We start from the raw sequence: 16,106 nt of genomic DNA, 5'->3' as shown, positions 1-16,106 counted from the left end.
CCAGATTTTTGCAACAGAGCCATGATGGTTGAGTATTCACCGCGATCGAAATGCAGGACATCCATCAGCAGCACCGGGGAGATGTTCACATAGGTGAGGATGGCGGTAACGCTGAGCGTGGTAATGGCGACCCGACTGAGAAAAAAGCCGCTGATGAGCGATTCTGGCGCAGCATCGGGAATGGCTGTTGCGCTCTGGCATGCGCCCGGGTGCGTTTCTTTCAGCACCAGAGTGGAAAGCAGGCAGACGATGACGCCCATGGTCGCCATCACCCAGAACAGCATCTGCCACGGAAACTTCAGCATGATCAGATTCCCGATAACCGGTGCCAGTACCGGAATGATACAGGTAATGCCGTTCAGCAGCGACAGCACCTTCGCGCGGCGGCGATCGTCCAGCGTGTCACGCAGAATGGCGAACGCCACAACGTAGCAGCCGCCCGCGCCGATACCCTGAATAAAGCGCCCGACCAGAAACAGCGTGCTGCTGGCCGCACTGGCGCAAAGCGCGGAGGCCAGCGCGAAGATTATCGCTCCGCAGATAGCGACTGGCTGGCGTCCGGTTTTATCGGCGACGCGCCCGGCAATCATCATTGCCGTCGCCATACCGGCCAGATAGACGGAAAACGCAATATGCAGTTGAACTTCGCTCGCGGAGAGATCCGCCGCAATGCGCGGCAGGCCGACGAGATACATATCGATCCCGGAGGGATAAAGCAGGACAAGAGCGAAGCTGCAAAACAGAAAACGGGCCATAGTCACCTCACAGGAAAGTGCGGCGAGAATACGGGGCTTTATTGAGGGAGACGAGTTGCCGTTTGGGCAACGGTGTTTTCCATTGAGGAAAACATCATAACCATGGTGCAGGCCCGGCAAGCATAGCGCCGCCGGGCATTTCATCCGGTAGTGATTATTTACCGATACAGAAGCTCGAGAAGATGCGCCCCAGCAGATCGTCGGAGGTGAATTCCCCGGTGATTTCACTCAGGTTTTGCTGCGCCAGACGCAACTCTTCGGCCAGCAGTTCTCCGGCCCACGCGCCCAGCAGCTGCGCTTTACCCTGCTGCAGATGTTCGGCTGCGGCTTCCAGCGCCTGCAAATGGCGACGACGAGCCAAGAAGCCGCCTTCCATGTTGGTGTCGAAGCCCATGCTCTGCTTCAGATGGTTGCGCAGAATGTCCACGCCTTCGCCCTGACGAGCGGAAAGGCGAATCAGTGAGTGACCGTTCACCTCGCTCAGACCCACGTCTTCACCGGTGATGTCGGCTTTATTACGCACCACGGTAATCGGCAGGTTCGCCGGTAAGCGGGCGATAAAATCTGGCCAGATCTCAGCCGGATCAACGGCGCTGGTGGTTGTGCTGTCGACCATAAACAACACGCGGTCCGCCTGCTCGATCTCCTGCCAGGCGCGTTCGATACCGATGCGCTCCACTTCGTCGCTGGCGTCGCGCAGTCCGGCGGTATCAATGATGTGCAGCGGCATACCGTCGATATGAATGTGCTCGCGCAGGACGTCGCGGGTCGTGCCTGCAATGTCGGTGACGATAGCGGCTTCACGGCCCGCCAGCGCGTTCAGCAGGCTCGACTTCCCGGCGTTAGGCCGCCCGGCGATCACCACCTTCATGCCTTCACGCAGCAGGCTCCCCTGGCGCGCTTCGGCGCGAACGGCATCGAGATCGCCGATCACGGTATTCAGCTGAGCTTCGATTTTACCGTCGGAGAGAAAATCAATTTCCTCGTCCGGGAAGTCGATGGCTGCTTCCACGTAGATACGCAGGTGAGTGAGTGCTTCCACAAGATGGTTCACGCGTGCGGAAAAGGCACCCTGCAACGAGTTCATTGCCGAGCGTGCCGCCTGTTCTGAACTGGCGTCGATCAGGTCGGCAATCGCTTCGGCCTGGGCCAAATCGAGCTTATCGTTAAGAAAGGCGCGCTCGGAGAATTCGCCTGGATTTGCGATACGAATGTTCGGCAGCGTCAGGATGCGCTTTAACAACAGATCGAGAATAACCGGGCCGCCGTGGCCCTGAAGCTCGAGTACGTCTTCACCGGTGAAAGAGTTCGGCCCCGGGAACCATAGCGCAATGCCCTGATCCAGTGTGTTACCTTCGGCATCACGGAACGGCAGGTAGTCGGCATAGCGCGGCTTCGGCAGCTTACCCAGCACCGCCTGCGCCACGTCGCACGCGTTCAGGCCGGAAATACGCAGGATCCCCACGCCGCCGCGTCCTGGCGGGGTGGCCTGGGCAACAATCGTGTCGTTATGGCTCATGGTTTGTCTCTTTCAATACCAATAGAAAAGGCGGTCAATCGACCGCCCTGTCATTACTTTTCTGATTGCCGGGTAGCGTTTCGCTTACCCGGCACGTGAATCAGGACTTTTTCTTATCGCGGCTGTGCAGGCCACGTTTTTCCAGACCACGGTAAATCAGCTGCTGCTGGATAATCGTCACCAGGTTGCTGACGATATAGTACAGCACCAGACCTGACGGGAACCACAGGAAGAACACGGTGAAGATGACCGGCATAAAGGTCATGATCTTCTGCTGCATCGGGTCGGTCACGGTGGTCGGCGACATCTTCTGAATGAAGAACATCGTTACGCCCATCAGGATCGGCAGGATGTAGTACGGGTCCTGTGCGGAGAGGTCATGGATCCACAGGGCGAACGGCGCATGACGCAGTTCAACGGAGCCCATCAGCATGTAATACAGCGCCAGGAAGATTGGCATCTGAATCAGCAGTGGGAAACAGCCGCCCAGCGGGTTCACTTTCTCGGCTTTGTACAGGGCCATCATTTCCTGGCTCTGACGCTGCTTGTCATCGCCCAGACGCTCACGCATCGCCTGAATTTTCGGCTGCAGCATGCGCATCTTCGCCATGGAGGTGTACTGCGCTTTGGTCAGCGGGTACATGATGCCACGTACGATGAAGGTGATAACGATGATTGAGAAGCCCCAGTTTCCGAGGAAGCTGTGGATAAACTTCAGCAGTTTGAACAGCGGCTGAGAGATGAACCACAGCCAGCCGTAGTCCACGGTCAGATCCAGGTGTGGCGCAACGGCGGCCATTTTGTCCTGAATTTCCGGGCCAACCCACAGGGTGCTCGCCAGCTTACCTGACTGACCTGGCTGAACCAGAACCGGCTGAGATTTATAACCAATCGCCGCGATGCCGTTACCCAGGTTTGTGGTGTAGAAGTTGTTCGAGCCGTCGTTGTTCGGTACCCATGCGGTTGCAAAGTATTGCTGCAGCATGGCTACCCAACCGCCTTTAGAACTGATGTTCAGGTTCTCGTTATCGGCGATTTTGTCGAACTTGTATTTCTCATACTTCTCGTCCGGCGTGGAGTACGCCGCACCGCGGAAGGTATGCATGGTAGACAGACCGCCGCCGCTTTGGGTGTCGAGTTCCTTAGGCAGGTTGATGGACTGTTTCAGCTGACCGAAGGTGGAAACTTCCAGTGGTTTCTCGCCGGCGTTCTTCACGTCATAGCCCACGTTCACCGCATAGCCACCGCGTGTCAGGGTGAAGGTTTTGGTGAAGGTGTTGCCGGCTTTGTCGGTGTAAGTCAGCGGAACGGTCAGTTCATTCTGCCCATCAGCCAGAACAAACGCATCTTTATCAATGTTGTACAGCGGACGTGCACCATTTGCCGGGTTATCCGGGCCGTCACGACCGGTCAGGCCGCTCTGCGCCTGGTAGATAAACTGCGGTGAAGTGTCGAGTAACTTAAACGGCTCAGTAGAATTCTGCGTTTTTGGATAAGTTAACAGCAGAGCCTGCTCAACATCACCCCCACGGGTGTTGATGACGAGCTCCAGCACGTCGGTTTTCACCGTAATCAGTTTTCCCTGTCCGCTGGACGGAACGCCCTGGTCGGCGGCGTTAGCCGTGGCGGTGGTCGTAGTCTGCGTAATCTGCTGCTGAGGCTGAGGATTTTTATCCTGCTCCCAAGCCTGCCAGATCATGAAAGACACGAACAACAAAGCGATGATAAGAAGATTGCGTTGCGAATCCATCGTTAGTGTTCTCTGGTATTAGAATGTCCTGGTGGGACGGGATCGTCACCACCCGGGTGTAAAGGGTGGCATTTTAATACGCGTTTCACCGTCAACCAACTGCCTTTTATCACACCAAACCTGCGCAATGCCTCAATTCCGTATTGTGAACAGGTGGGAGTAAAACGGCAGTGTGGCCCGAGTAGCGGACTAATCAGGCGTTGATAAACCCGGATGAGGGCTATCAGGACCCGTGAGCCAGGCGACAGTGACGGCGCCATAATTTTTCCAACGCTTCCGTGAGTGCCCGGTTGTCGAGGTCTGCAACCCCTTTCTTCGCCACCACCACGAAATCCATAGCGGGAAGTTCATGCTGACGTAAACGAAAGCTCTCACGCGTCAGACGTTTAATCCGATTGCGTTCATGGGCGCGTTTAACGTTTTTCTTGGCGACAGTAAGACCGATGCGGGGATGCCCCAGCGAATTCAGGCGGCCGAGGATGGTGATTTGCGGCGTGCCAGCCCGTTGCGGCTGCTGGAAGACGAAAGTGAAATGAGTGGGAGTTAACAAACGTAACTCCCTGGGAAAAGCTAGCTTAACCACTCAGGGGTTAGCTTTATTACTTGGAAACGGTCAGACGAGCGCGGCCTTTAGCACGACGACGTGCCAGAACCTGACGACCATTTTTAGTAGCCATACGAGCACGGAAGCCGTGAGAACGGTTGCGCTTCAGTACAGACGGTTGAAAAGTGCGTTTCATGGCGATTTCTACCTAAACTTGAATAAATTCACTGACTTTTGCGTGTACCCGAACGAGATTCGAACGACTTCCGCTTCAGTGTGGGTGATTAAAGAGGCCGGATTGTAATAATTGTACACTCCGGAGTCAATTCTCTTTACCTTATTTCCCGCGTATTTCCGCACGATTTCGCGTGGAAAATGACCGGCGCCGGTACCTGTTAACGAGCAGCACGCACCGGGTGGGGGATTATAAAGCCTGCCTGTCAAATCGCAAGGATCCCCCGGGATCTTTATTAGATCGTTTAAGCAAAAAATTGTCGTGACTCATTAATTTTTCCAATATGCGGACGAAATCGCCCCTCACTCTTGCCAGGATCGTTTACACTTAGCCGGTCTCTTCTTCCCTGTGGATAAATCGGGAAGAATCTGTGAGAAACAGAAGATCTCTGGCTCAGTTTAGGCTATGATCCGCGGTCCCGATCGCGATCCAGGATCCTGAACGGAGTAACAACCGCTGATAGCGGTTCGCACGTCACCTCACCACCTGTGGGCTGTCCGATGTGTGCCAACAATCATTAATTCAGTTTCACCCTTTTCAGTTCGAGTGGAGTCCGCCGTGTCACTTTCGCTTTGGCAGCAGTGTCTTGCCCGATTGCAGGATGAGTTACCAGCCACAGAATTCAGCATGTGGATCCGCCCATTGCAGGCGGAACTGAGCGACAACACGCTTGCTTTGTATGCGCCAAACCGTTTCGTGCTCGATTGGGTCAGGGACAAATACCTTAATAACATCAACGGATTGTTGAATGATTTCTGCGGTACCGATGCGCCACAGCTGCGCTTCGAAGTCGGTGCCCGTCCCGTCACTCAAGTTGTAAAAGAGATGGCTCAGGTTGCCGTCCAGGCGACCGCGCAGGTTCAGGCTCCGCGCATGGCCGTGCCTGCCGCACGCCAGGGCTGGGATAACGTTCCTGCCCCCGCCGAACCGTCTTACCGCTCTAACGTTAACGTCAAGCACACCTTTGATAACTTCGTGGAAGGTAAATCGAACCAGCTGGCTCGCGCTGCGGCACGTCAGGTGGCGGATAACCCTGGCGGCGCGTACAACCCTTTATTCCTTTATGGCGGCACGGGTCTGGGTAAAACCCACCTTTTGCACGCCGTCGGCAACGGCATTATTGCGCGTAAACCGAATGCGAAAGTGGTGTACATGCACTCCGAGCGCTTTGTGCAGGACATGGTTAAGGCCCTGCAAAACAACGCTATTGAGGAGTTCAAACGCTACTACCGCTCCGTTGATGCGCTGCTTATCGATGACATTCAATTCTTTGCCAATAAAGAGCGCTCGCAGGAAGAGTTCTTCCACACCTTTAATGCCCTGCTGGAAGGCAATCAGCAGATCATCCTGACGTCGGATCGCTATCCAAAAGAGATCAACGGCGTGGAAGATCGTCTGAAATCCCGCTTTGGCTGGGGCCTGACCGTGGCGATCGAGCCGCCAGAGCTGGAAACCCGTGTGGCGATCCTGATGAAAAAGGCCGACGAAAACGACATTCGTCTGCCGGGCGAAGTGGCCTTCTTTATTGCCAAGCGTCTGCGTTCTAACGTGCGTGAGCTTGAGGGTGCGCTGAACCGCGTTATCGCCAACGCCAACTTTACCGGACGCGCCATTACTATCGATTTCGTGCGTGAAGCGCTGCGTGATTTGTTGGCGCTGCAGGAAAAACTGGTCACCATCGACAATATTCAGAAGACGGTGGCGGAATACTACAAGATCAAAGTGGCCGATCTGCTCTCCAAGCGTCGTTCCCGCTCGGTGGCGCGTCCGCGCCAGATGGCGATGGCGTTGGCCAAAGAGCTCACCAACCACAGCCTGCCGGAAATCGGCGATGCGTTTGGTGGCCGCGACCACACGACCGTGCTGCATGCGTGCCGCAAGATCGAGCAGTTGCGTGAAGAAAGCCATGATATCAAAGAAGATTTCTCCAATTTAATCAGAACATTATCTTCGTGACGCTATGAAATTTACCGTTGAACGTGAACATTTATTAAAACCGCTGCAGCAGGTAAGTGGTCCATTAGGTGGCCGCCCAACGTTGCCTATTCTTGGCAACCTGCTGCTGCAGGTCGCAGATGGCTCCCTGTCGCTGACCGGGACCGACCTTGAAATGGAAATGGTGGCTCGCGTCGCGCTTTCACAGCCGCACGAAGCAGGCGCCACAACCGTCCCGGCGCGCAAGTTCTTTGATATTTGCCGCGGCCTGCCGGAAGGCGCCGAAATTGCCGTGCAGCTGGAGGGCGACCGCATGCTGGTGCGCTCTGGCCGCAGCCGCTTCTCGCTTTCCACTTTGCCCGCTGCGGATTTCCCGAACCTGGACGACTGGCAGAGCGAAGTGGAGTTCACCGTAGCCCAGGCCACGATGAAACGCCTGATTGAAGCCACGCAGTTCTCCATGGCGCATCAGGATGTTCGTTACTATTTAAACGGCATGCTGTTCGAAACCGAAGGGGAAGAGCTGCGCACCGTGGCGACCGACGGCCACCGTCTGGCGGTCTGCTCCATGCCGATTGGCGAGTCCCTGCCAAACCATTCGGTGATCGTCCCTCGTAAAGGCGTGATTGAGCTGATGCGTATGCTCGACGGCGGCGAAAACCCGATGCGTGTGCAGATTGGTAGCAACAATATCCGCGCTCACGTCGGTGATTTTATCTTCACCTCTAAGCTGGTGGATGGTCGCTTCCCGGACTACCGTCGCGTGCTGCCGAAAAATCCGGATAAACATCTGGATGCCGGCTGCGATATTCTCAAGCAGGCGTTTGCCCGCGCGGCAATCCTCTCGAACGAGAAATTCCGCGGAGTACGTTTGTACGTCAGCGAAAATCAGCTGAAAATCACCGCTAATAACCCGGAGCAGGAAGAAGCAGAAGAAATTCTGGATGTCACCTACGCCGGTACCGAAATGGAAATCGGATTCAACGTCAGCTACGTGCTGGACGTGCTCAACGCGCTGAAGTGCGAAAACGTCCGTATTCTGCTGACCGACTCAGTTTCCAGCGTGCAGATTGAAGATGCAGCCAGCCAGAGCGCGGCTTATGTTGTTATGCCAATGAGACTGTAATGGCGCTCACCCGCTTGTTGATCCGCGACTTTCGCAACATCGAAAACGCGGATCTCGCCCTTTCCCCCGGCTTTAACTTCCTGGTAGGCGCCAACGGCAGCGGCAAAACCAGCGTGCTGGAAGCCATCTATACGCTCGGCCACGGCCGGGCGTTTCGCAGCTTGCAGATTGGCCGCGTCATCCGCCACGAGCAGGAATCGTTTGTCTTACACGGACGGTTGCAGGGTCAGGAGCGTGAAATTGCCATTGGCCTGACCAAAGATAAGCAGGGTGACAGCAAAGTGCGCATCGACGGCACCGACGGCCACAAGGTGTCTGAACTGGCGCTGCTGATGCCGATGCAGCTCATCACGCCGGAGGGGTTTACTTTACTCAACGGCGGCCCCAAATACAGAAGAGCCTTCCTCGACTGGGGATGCTTTCACAACGAAGCCGGTTTTTTTACCGCCTGGAGCAACCTGAAGCGTTTGCTGAAACAGCGTAACGCGGCATTGCGCCAGGTCACGCGCTACGCCCAGCTGCGTCCGTGGGATATGGAGCTGATTCCGCTGGCCGAGCAAATCAGCCAGTGGCGCGCGGAATACAGCGCAGGGATCGCCGAAGACATGGCGGATACCTGTAAACAGTTTTTGCCCGAATTCAGTCTCAGCTTCTCTTTCCAGCGCGGCTGGGAAAAAGAGACCGACTATTCTGAGGTGCTCGAACGGAATTTCGAGCGAGACAGGATGCTGACCTATACCGCCCACGGCCCGCACAAAGCGGATTTTCGCATTCGTGCTGACGGTGCGCCGGTGGAAGACACCTTATCGCGCGGGCAGCTGAAGCTGCTGATGTGCGCCTTACGTCTGGCGCAGGGCGAGTTTCTGACTCGCGAAAGCGGTCGACGCTGCCTGTACCTCATCGATGATTTTGCCTCAGAGCTGGATGACGAACGCCGGGGCCTGTTAGCAAGCAGGCTCAAGGCCACGGAATCCCAGGTTTTTGTCAGTGCGATCAGCGCTGAACACGTTATGGACATGTCGGACAAAAATTCGAAGATGTTCAGCGTGGAAAAAGGTAAAATAACGGATTAACCCAAGTTTAAATGAGCGAGAAACGTTGATGTCGAATTCTTATGACTCCTCCAGTATCAAAGTCCTGAAAGGGCTGGATGCGGTGCGTAAGCGCCCGGGTATGTATATCGGCGACACGGATGACGGCACCGGTCTGCACCACATGGTATTCGAGGTGGTAGATAACGCTATCGACGAAGCGCTCGCGGGTCACTGTAAAGACATCGTGGTCACCATCCATGCCGATAACTCAGTCTCCGTAACGGATGACGGTCGTGGCATCCCAACCGGTATTCACCCGGAAGAAGGTGTGTCGGCGGCGGAAGTGATCATGACCGTCCTGCACGCAGGCGGTAAGTTCGATGATAACTCCTATAAAGTCTCTGGCGGTCTGCATGGCGTGGGCGTCTCGGTTGTAAACGCCCTGTCCCAGAAGCTGGAGCTGGTGATTCGCCGCGAAGGCAAAGTTCACCAGCAGATTTACGTTCACGGCGTGCCGCAAGCGCCTCTGGCCGTAACGGGTGAAACCGAAGCCACCGGTACTCAGGTGCGCTTCTGGCCAAGCCATGAAACGTTCACTAACGTCACCGAATTTGAATACGAGATTCTGGCAAAACGTCTGCGCGAGCTGTCGTTCCTGAACTCCGGCGTTTCTATTCGCCTGAAAGACAAGCGTGATGGCAAAGAAGATCACTTCCATTACGAAGGCGGTATCAAAGCGTTCGTGGAATATCTGAACAAGAACAAAACGCCAATCCACCCGAATATCTTCTACTTCTCCACCGAAAAAGACGGTATCGGCGTTGAGGTCGCGCTGCAATGGAACGACGGTTTCCAGGAAAACATCTACTGCTTCACTAACAACATTCCACAGCGTGACGGCGGTACCCACCTGGCGGGCTTCCGTGCGGCGATGACCCGTACCCTGAACGCCTACATGGACAAAGAAGGCTACAGCAAAAAGGCCAAAGTCAGCGCCACCGGTGACGATGCCCGTGAAGGCCTGATTGCCGTCGTTTCCGTGAAGGTACCGGATCCGAAATTCTCCTCGCAGACCAAAGACAAGCTGGTCTCTTCAGAGGTGAAATCCGCGGTTGAGCAGCAGATGAACGAACTGCTGGCAGAATACCTGCTGGAAAACCCGTCCGATGCGAAAATCGTGGTCGGCAAAATTATCGACGCAGCGCGTGCCCGTGAAGCGGCGCGTAAAGCCCGCGAAATGACCCGCCGTAAAGGCGCGCTGGATCTGGCTGGCCTGCCGGGCAAGCTGGCGGACTGTCAGGAACGCGACCCGGCGCTGTCCGAACTGTACCTCGTGGAAGGGGACTCCGCGGGCGGCTCTGCGAAGCAGGGTCGTAACCGTAAGAACCAGGCGATTCTGCCGCTGAAGGGTAAAATCCTCAACGTTGAGAAAGCGCGCTTTGACAAAATGCTCTCCTCGCAGGAAGTGGCGACGCTTATCACTGCGCTGGGCTGCGGCATTGGTCGCGACGAGTACAACCCGGACAAGCTGCGCTATCACAGCATCATCATCATGACCGATGCCGACGTCGACGGCTCGCACATCCGTACGCTGCTGTTGACCTTCTTCTACCGTCAGATGCCGGAAATCGTTGAGCGTGGCCACGTGTATATCGCCCAGCCGCCGCTGTACAAAGTGAAAAAAGGCAAGCAGGAACAGTACATTAAAGACGACGAAGCGATGGATCAGTACCAAATCGCTATCGCCCTTGATGGTGCAACCCTGCACACCAACGCCAGCGCCCCGGCGCTGGCAGGTGAAGCGCTGGAAAAACTGGTGGCCGAGTTTAACGCTACGCAGAAAATGATTGGTCGCATGGAGCGCCGCTTCCCTCGCTCGCTGCTGAAAGAGCTGATTTATCAGCCGACTCTGGCAGAAGCCGATCTGAGCGACGAGCAGAAAGTTACTCGCTGGGTAAATGCGCTCGTGACCACGCTGAATGAAAATGAGCAGCATGGCAGCATGTGGCAGCTTGATGTGCGTCAGAACGCCGAGCAGAAGCTGTTCGAGCCTGTCATTCGCGTGCGCACTCACGGCGTGGATACAGATTATCCGCTGGACCAGGAGTTCATCACCGGAGGCGAATACCGTCGTATCTGCACGCTGGGTGAAAAACTGCGTGGCCTCATTGAAGAGGATGCGTTCATCGAACGTGGCGAACGTCGTCAGCCGGTAGCGAGCTTCGAGCAGGCGCTGGAATGGTTGCAGAAAGAGTCGCGTCGTGGCCTGGCAATCCAGCGTTATAAAGGTCTGGGCGAGATGAACCCGGAACAGCTCTGGGAAACCACCATGGATCCGGAAAGCCGCCGTATGCTGCGCGTGACCGTAAAAGACGCGATCGCAGCTGACCAGCTGTTCACCACGCTGATGGGCGATGCCGTTGAACCGCGTCGTGCATTTATCGAAGAGAACGCCCTGAAAGCAGCGAACATCGATATCTAAGTTTTGCAGTAAAATAATGTAGGCCGGATAAGGCACCAGCCGCATCTGGCGGGTGTTCAGAAGCGCCTGATGCGCTTCGCTTATCAGGCCTACATTCATCCTCGAAAAGAGGAATCCCCCCACTTCTTTCCATCTCCCTTTTCCCCCGACTCTTTTGCTGTTTTTTGAGCTAAATCGCGTTAGCATGAGTGATAACTCACTTATCCCGGGGACCCTAATGGCTATCAAACTCATTGCAATCGACATGGACGGAACATTGCTGCTGCCCGATCACACCATCTCTCCAGCGGTTAAGCAGGCCATTGCCTCGGCGCGTGAGCGCGGGGTGAAGGTGGTGCTGTGTACCGGTCGTCCGTATGCGGGCGTTCACAGCTACCTGAAAGAGCTGCACATGGAGCAGGAAGGGGATTACTGCATCACCTATAACGGCGCACTGGTCCAGAACGCCAGCGACGGCAGCACTGTGGCGCAAACGGCGCTGAGTTATGATGATTACCGCTATCTGGAACAGCTTTCCCGCGAGGTGGGTTCTCACTTCCACGCGCTTGACCGCAACACGCTGTACACCGCTAACCGCGACATCAGCTACTACACCGTGCATGAATCCTACGTGGCAACCATTCCGCTGGTGTTCTGCGAAGCGGAAAATATGGCGCGCGATATTCAGCTGCTGAAGGTGATGATGATCGACGAACCGGCCATTCTGGACAAAGCCATCGCCCGCATTCCGGCGGAAGTGAAAGAGAAGTATACCGTGCTGAAAAGCGCGCCGTACTTCCTCGAAATCCTCGATAAACGCGTCAATAAGGGCACCGGTGTGAAATCGCTGGCCGATACGCTGGGCATTAAACCTGAAGAGGTGATGACCCTGGGCGATCAGGAAAACGATATTGCGATGATTGAATACGCCGGAATGGGTGTCGCAATGGAAAATGCCATCCCTTCGGTTAAAGAGGTTGCTGACTTCGTCACTAAATCCAACCTTGAAGACGGCGTGGCTTACGCTATCGAGAAGTTTGTTCTGAACTGATTCTTCCCTTTTTCAATTCAAGCCCGTTGCCCTGTGCGCGGGCTTTTTTATTGCCTGACGATCCTCGCGTTACGCTTTCTCGATCTGAATTGTCGTTTTTGTGATCTAAATTGTAGTACAACACAAATTGTTTGTACTACATTGTGGCGTATGGAAAGACGTATATGTTCAAGTTTGTACTGCAAAAGTGAGAGGAGTTTCGGCAGTCGCGGTAAAGTAGTCGGGTATTCCGAATAAAAGGACAATCCATGAACCTGACCAAAACCGACCGCATTATCGTGACGCTGGGCCGCCAGATTGTGAGCGGAAAATACGTTCCCGGCGCGGCGCTGCCCGCCGAGGCAGACCTCTGCGAAGAATTTGAAACGTCCCGCAATATCATCCGTGAAGTGTTTCGTTCGCTGATGGCGAAGCGGCTGATTGAGATGAAGCGTTATCGCGGTGCATTTGTCGCCCCGCGCAACGAATGGAACTACCTCGACACTGACGTCCTGGAATGGGTGCTGGAAAACGACTACGACCCACGGCTTATCGTGGCGATGAGCGAAGTACGAAACCTGGTGGAGCCAGCTATTGCCCGCTGGGCCGCCGAGCGGGCGACCTCCAGCGACCTGGCGCAAATCGAAGCGGCGCTGAATGACATGGTGGCGAACAACCAGGATCGCGATGCCTTCAACGAAGCCGATATCCGCTATCACGAAGCGGTACTGGCCTCGGTTCATAACCCGGTACTACAGCAGCTCAGCGTGGCGATAAGTTCGCTGCAGCGGGCAGTTTTTGAACGCACCTGGATGGGCGATGAGGCCAACATGCCGCAGACCCTTCAGGAGCACAAAGCGCTGTTTGACGCCATCCGGCATCAGGACAGCAATGCGGCAGAGCAGGCGGCGCTCACCATGATCGCCAGCTCAACACGAAGGTTAAAGGAAAGCACATGACATCACGCTACATCGCTATCGACTGGGGATCGACCAACCTGCGCGCCTGGCTTTATCAGGGCGATGAGTGCCTGGATAACCGGCAGTCTGAAGCAGGGGTCACTCGCCTGAACGGGCGTTCCCCCGAAGCGGTGTTAGCGGAAATCACCCACGGCTGGCGGGATGCCGCCACGCCGGTAGTGATGGCGGGCATGGTCGGCAGTAATGTTGGCTGGAAGGTGGCCCCTTATTTACCCGTTCCAGTGCATTTCCCGGCAATTGGCCAGCAGTTAACGCCCGTTGCCGATAAAGTATGGATTATTCCAGGCCTTTCCGTGTCGAGAGACGACAACCACAACGTCATGCGCGGTGAGGAGACCCAACTTCTGGGTGCTCGCCAGCTGGCACCTGCGTCGCTGTACGTCATGCCGGGCACCCACTGCAAATGGGTGCTGGCGGACAACCAGCAAATTTTTGATTTCCGGACCGTGATGACCGGCGAACTGCACCACCTTCTGCTGAATCACTCGCTGGTGGGCGCAGGCCTGCCTGAGCAGGAAACATCGCCTGAGGCATTCGCTGCCGGTCTGGAGAAAGGGCTTTGTGAACCTGCCCTGCTGCCGCAGCTTTTTGAAGTTCGCGCCTCCCACGTGCTCGGGGCTCTCCCGCACGAACAGGTGAGCGAATTTTTATCCGGTCTGCTTATCGGCGCAGAAGTCGCCACGATGTGCGAACGCTTCCCCGGTGAACAGGCGATAACGCTTGTCGCAGGAAAATCCCTCGCCGACCGCTACCAGCAGGCGCTAAGCCGCGTGGGTCGCTGCTCGACGTTCGTTTCCGGCGACGCGGCATTTCAGGCAGGTATAAGGAGCATCGCCCATGCAGTGGCAAACTAAACTTCCCCTGATCGCTATTTTGCGCGGCATCAGGCCGGAAGAGGCGCGCGATCACATCGCCGCTATTCTCAACGCAGGATTCGACGCGGTAGAAATTCCTCTCAACTCACCGGCATGGCAAACCAGCATCGCCGCGATGGTGGCAGAGTTTGGTGATAAGGCACTGATAGGTGCCGGAACGGTGCTGAAAGCCGAAGATGTCGACACGTTAGCTGCGATAGGCAGCAAACTGATTGTGACGCCAAATACGAACGCTGATGTTATTCGCCGGGCAGTTGCTCACGGCATGACGGTCTGCGCAGGCTGCGCTACAGCCACTGAAGCCTTCACCGCGCTGGAAGCGGGCGCACAGACGCTGAAAATCTTCCCCTCCTCCGCTTTTGGCCCGGAGTACATCAAAGCGCTGAAAGCGGTACTGCCAAAAGACGTGCCGGTGTTTGCCGTCGGCGGCGTGACGCCAGAAAACCTTAACGTGTGGCTGGATGCCGGCTGTGCAGGAGCCGGGCTTGGCAGCGATCTCTATCGAGCCGGACAATCCGTTGAACGTTCCGCACAGCAGGCTGCGGCCTTTGTAAAAGCCTGGCAGGAGGCCACCCAATGAAAATCACTAAACTGACAACTTACCGTTTACCGCCGCGCTGGATGTTCCTGAAAATCGAAACCGATGAGGGTGTTATCGGCTGGGGCGAGCCCGTTATTGAAGGCAAAGCGAGGACGGTGGAGGCTGCCGTGCATGAGCTGGGTGAATACCTGATTGGTCAGGACCCGGCACGCATCAACGATCTGTGGCAGGTGATGTACCGCGGCGGTTTCTACCGCGGTGGTCCGATTCTGATGAGCGCCATCGCCGGTATCGACCAGGCGCTGTGGGATATCAAAGGCAAAGTCCTCGGCGCGCCGGTGTGGCAGCTGATGGGGGGCCTGGTACGCGATAAAATTAAGGCCTACAGCTGGGTTGGCGGCGACCGTCCGGCGGACGTTATCGACGGTATCAAAACCCTGCGCAGCATTGGCTTTGACACCTTTAAGCTGAACGGCTGCGAAGAGATGGGCGTTATCGATGATTCCCGCAGCGTGGATGCCGCTGTGCATACCGTGGCCCAGATTCGTGAAGCCTTCGGCAATGAAATCGAGTTCGGCCTCGATTTCCACGGTCGCGTCAGCGCACCGATGGCAAAAGTGCTGATCAAAGAGCTGGAGCCGTATCGCCCTCTGTTTATCGAAGAGCCGGTACTGGCCGAGCAGGCGGAATACTATCCGAAGCTCGCGGAACAAACCCATATTCCCATTGCCGCCGGCGAGCGGATGTTCTCGCGCTTCGAATTCAAACGGGTATTGCAGGCTGGCGGCCTGGCGATATTGCAACCCGATCTCTCACACGCGGGCGGCATCACCGAATGCTACAAAATCGCGGCGATGGCTGAAGCCTATGATGTATCGCTTGCCCCGCACTGCCCGCTTGGCCCGATTGCGCTGGCGGCCTGTCTGCACATCGACTTTGTTTCCCGCAACGCGGTGTTGCAGGAGCAAAGCATGGGCATTCACTACAACAAAGGCGCGGAGCTCCTCGACTTTGTTATCAATAAAGAAGACTTCAGTATGGAAGGCGGCTACTTCAGACCGCTGATGAAGCCGGGTCTGGGCGTGGAGATTGACGAAGCCAAAGTCATCGAAATGAGCAAACAGGCCCCGGACTGGCGTAACCCGCTGTGGCGTTATCCGGACGGCGCTGTCGCCGAGTGGTAATTGCGCGTCATACTTCACGCTGGTGATGCGTCGGCTGCATTTTCTTACCCCGGTCACATACTTTTTGTCTGCGCCCGGGGATGAGAAAATTTGCGGCCTCCCCCACCGCCGCGAATTATTTAGCGCAATAAGCAGTG

The 16,106-nt window shown here is 56.0% G+C and carries 16 protein-coding genes; 9 read left to right on the top strand and 7 right to left on the bottom strand.

What is annotated here, in order from left to right; all coding sequences use genetic code 11:
* From AB1287_RS21800 to AB1287_RS22510, 7 genes are all read right to left on the bottom strand, one after another.
* A partial coding sequence (locus AB1287_RS21800; protein ID WP_435619078.1) for an MdtL family multidrug efflux MFS transporter occupies positions 1–755 on the bottom strand: 755 nt, incomplete at its 3' end.
* A 154-nt stretch (positions 756–909) separates the two neighbouring features.
* On the bottom strand, positions 910–2,274 hold the full coding sequence (mnmE, locus tag AB1287_RS21795) for a tRNA uridine-5-carboxymethylaminomethyl(34) synthesis GTPase MnmE (RefSeq protein WP_435619077.1): 1,365 nt from the start codon (positions 2,272–2,274) through the stop codon (positions 910–912).
* 100 nt (positions 2,275–2,374) lie between these two features.
* Positions 2,375–4,024: a membrane protein insertase YidC gene (gene yidC / locus AB1287_RS21790; protein WP_312628032.1), complete on the bottom strand. Its 1,650-nt coding sequence runs from the start codon at positions 4,022–4,024 to the stop codon at positions 2,375–2,377.
* Positions 4,025–4,026: 2 nt separating this feature from the next.
* Positions 4,027–4,284 carry a membrane protein insertion efficiency factor YidD gene (gene yidD, locus AB1287_RS21785; RefSeq protein WP_097162467.1) on the bottom strand — a complete coding sequence of 86 codons (258 nt, stop codon included), beginning with the start codon at positions 4,282–4,284 and terminating at the stop codon, positions 4,027–4,029.
* Positions 4,248–4,607, bottom strand: a complete 360-nt coding sequence (rnpA, locus tag AB1287_RS21780) for a ribonuclease P protein component (protein ID WP_156565723.1) — start codon at positions 4,605–4,607, stop codon at positions 4,248–4,250. Before rnpA ends, yidD begins: the two co-directional genes overlap by 37 nt.
* Positions 4,608–4,623: 16 nt before the next feature.
* On the bottom strand, positions 4,624–4,764 hold the full coding sequence (gene rpmH, locus AB1287_RS21775; protein ID WP_000831330.1) for a 50S ribosomal protein L34: 141 nt from the start codon (positions 4,762–4,764) through the stop codon (positions 4,624–4,626).
* A gap of 228 nt (positions 4,765–4,992) precedes the next feature.
* Complete coding sequence (locus AB1287_RS22510) at positions 4,993–5,073, bottom strand: hypothetical protein (protein WP_436799858.1); 81 nt, start codon at positions 5,071–5,073, stop codon at positions 4,993–4,995.
* Positions 5,074–5,361: 288 nt separating this feature from the next.
* Here AB1287_RS22510 and dnaA point away from each other — a divergent pair, with 288 nt between their 5' ends.
* The 9 genes from dnaA to dgoD all read left to right on the top strand — a co-directional run bounded on the left by dnaA (position 5,362) and on the right by dgoD (position 15,969).
* Positions 5,362–6,759: a chromosomal replication initiator protein DnaA gene (gene dnaA, locus AB1287_RS21770; RefSeq protein ID WP_312585116.1), complete on the top strand. Its 1,398-nt coding sequence runs from the start codon at positions 5,362–5,364 to the stop codon at positions 6,757–6,759.
* Positions 6,760–6,763: 4 nt separating this feature from the next.
* On the top strand, positions 6,764–7,864 hold the full coding sequence (gene dnaN / locus AB1287_RS21765; RefSeq protein WP_312628029.1) for a DNA polymerase III subunit beta: 1,101 nt from the start codon (positions 6,764–6,766) through the stop codon (positions 7,862–7,864).
* Positions 7,864–8,937: a DNA replication/repair protein RecF gene (gene recF / locus AB1287_RS21760; protein WP_435619076.1), complete on the top strand. Its 1,074-nt coding sequence runs from the start codon at positions 7,864–7,866 to the stop codon at positions 8,935–8,937. The genes dnaN and recF overlap by 1 nt, the downstream gene beginning before the upstream one ends.
* A gap of 28 nt (positions 8,938–8,965) precedes the next feature.
* Positions 8,966–11,380 carry a DNA topoisomerase (ATP-hydrolyzing) subunit B gene (gene gyrB / locus AB1287_RS21755; protein ID WP_435619075.1) on the top strand — a complete coding sequence of 805 codons (2,415 nt, stop codon included), beginning with the start codon at positions 8,966–8,968 and terminating at the stop codon, positions 11,378–11,380.
* A 217-nt stretch (positions 11,381–11,597) separates the two neighbouring features.
* A complete protein-coding gene (yidA, locus tag AB1287_RS21750; protein WP_435619074.1) occupies positions 11,598–12,410 on the top strand; it encodes a sugar-phosphatase in 813 nt (270 codons plus the stop codon).
* Positions 12,411–12,658: 248 nt separating this feature from the next.
* A complete protein-coding gene (gene dgoR, locus AB1287_RS21745) occupies positions 12,659–13,348 on the top strand; it encodes a D-galactonate utilization transcriptional regulator DgoR (RefSeq protein WP_312628021.1) in 690 nt (229 codons plus the stop codon).
* On the top strand, positions 13,345–14,223 hold the full coding sequence (locus tag AB1287_RS21740) for a 2-dehydro-3-deoxygalactonokinase (RefSeq protein WP_435619073.1): 879 nt from the start codon (positions 13,345–13,347) through the stop codon (positions 14,221–14,223). The genes dgoR and AB1287_RS21740 overlap by 4 nt, the downstream gene beginning before the upstream one ends.
* Entirely contained in the window at positions 14,207–14,824 is a 618-nt protein-coding gene (locus tag AB1287_RS21735; protein ID WP_435619072.1) for a 2-dehydro-3-deoxy-6-phosphogalactonate aldolase, read from the top strand. The genes AB1287_RS21740 and AB1287_RS21735 overlap by 17 nt, the downstream gene beginning before the upstream one ends.
* Positions 14,821–15,969 carry a galactonate dehydratase gene (gene dgoD / locus AB1287_RS21730; protein ID WP_435619071.1) on the top strand — a complete coding sequence of 383 codons (1,149 nt, stop codon included), beginning with the start codon at positions 14,821–14,823 and terminating at the stop codon, positions 15,967–15,969. Before AB1287_RS21735 ends, dgoD begins: the two co-directional genes overlap by 4 nt.
* The last annotated feature ends 137 nt before the right edge of the window (positions 15,970–16,106 follow it).

This window comes from Scandinavium sp. UTDF21-P1B, assembly GCF_040750395.1.
Classification (GTDB): Bacteria; Pseudomonadota; Gammaproteobacteria; order Enterobacterales; family Enterobacteriaceae; genus Scandinavium.
Note: the sequence above shows the minus strand (reverse complement) of the source record. Positions and strands in the feature narration are given on the sequence as shown.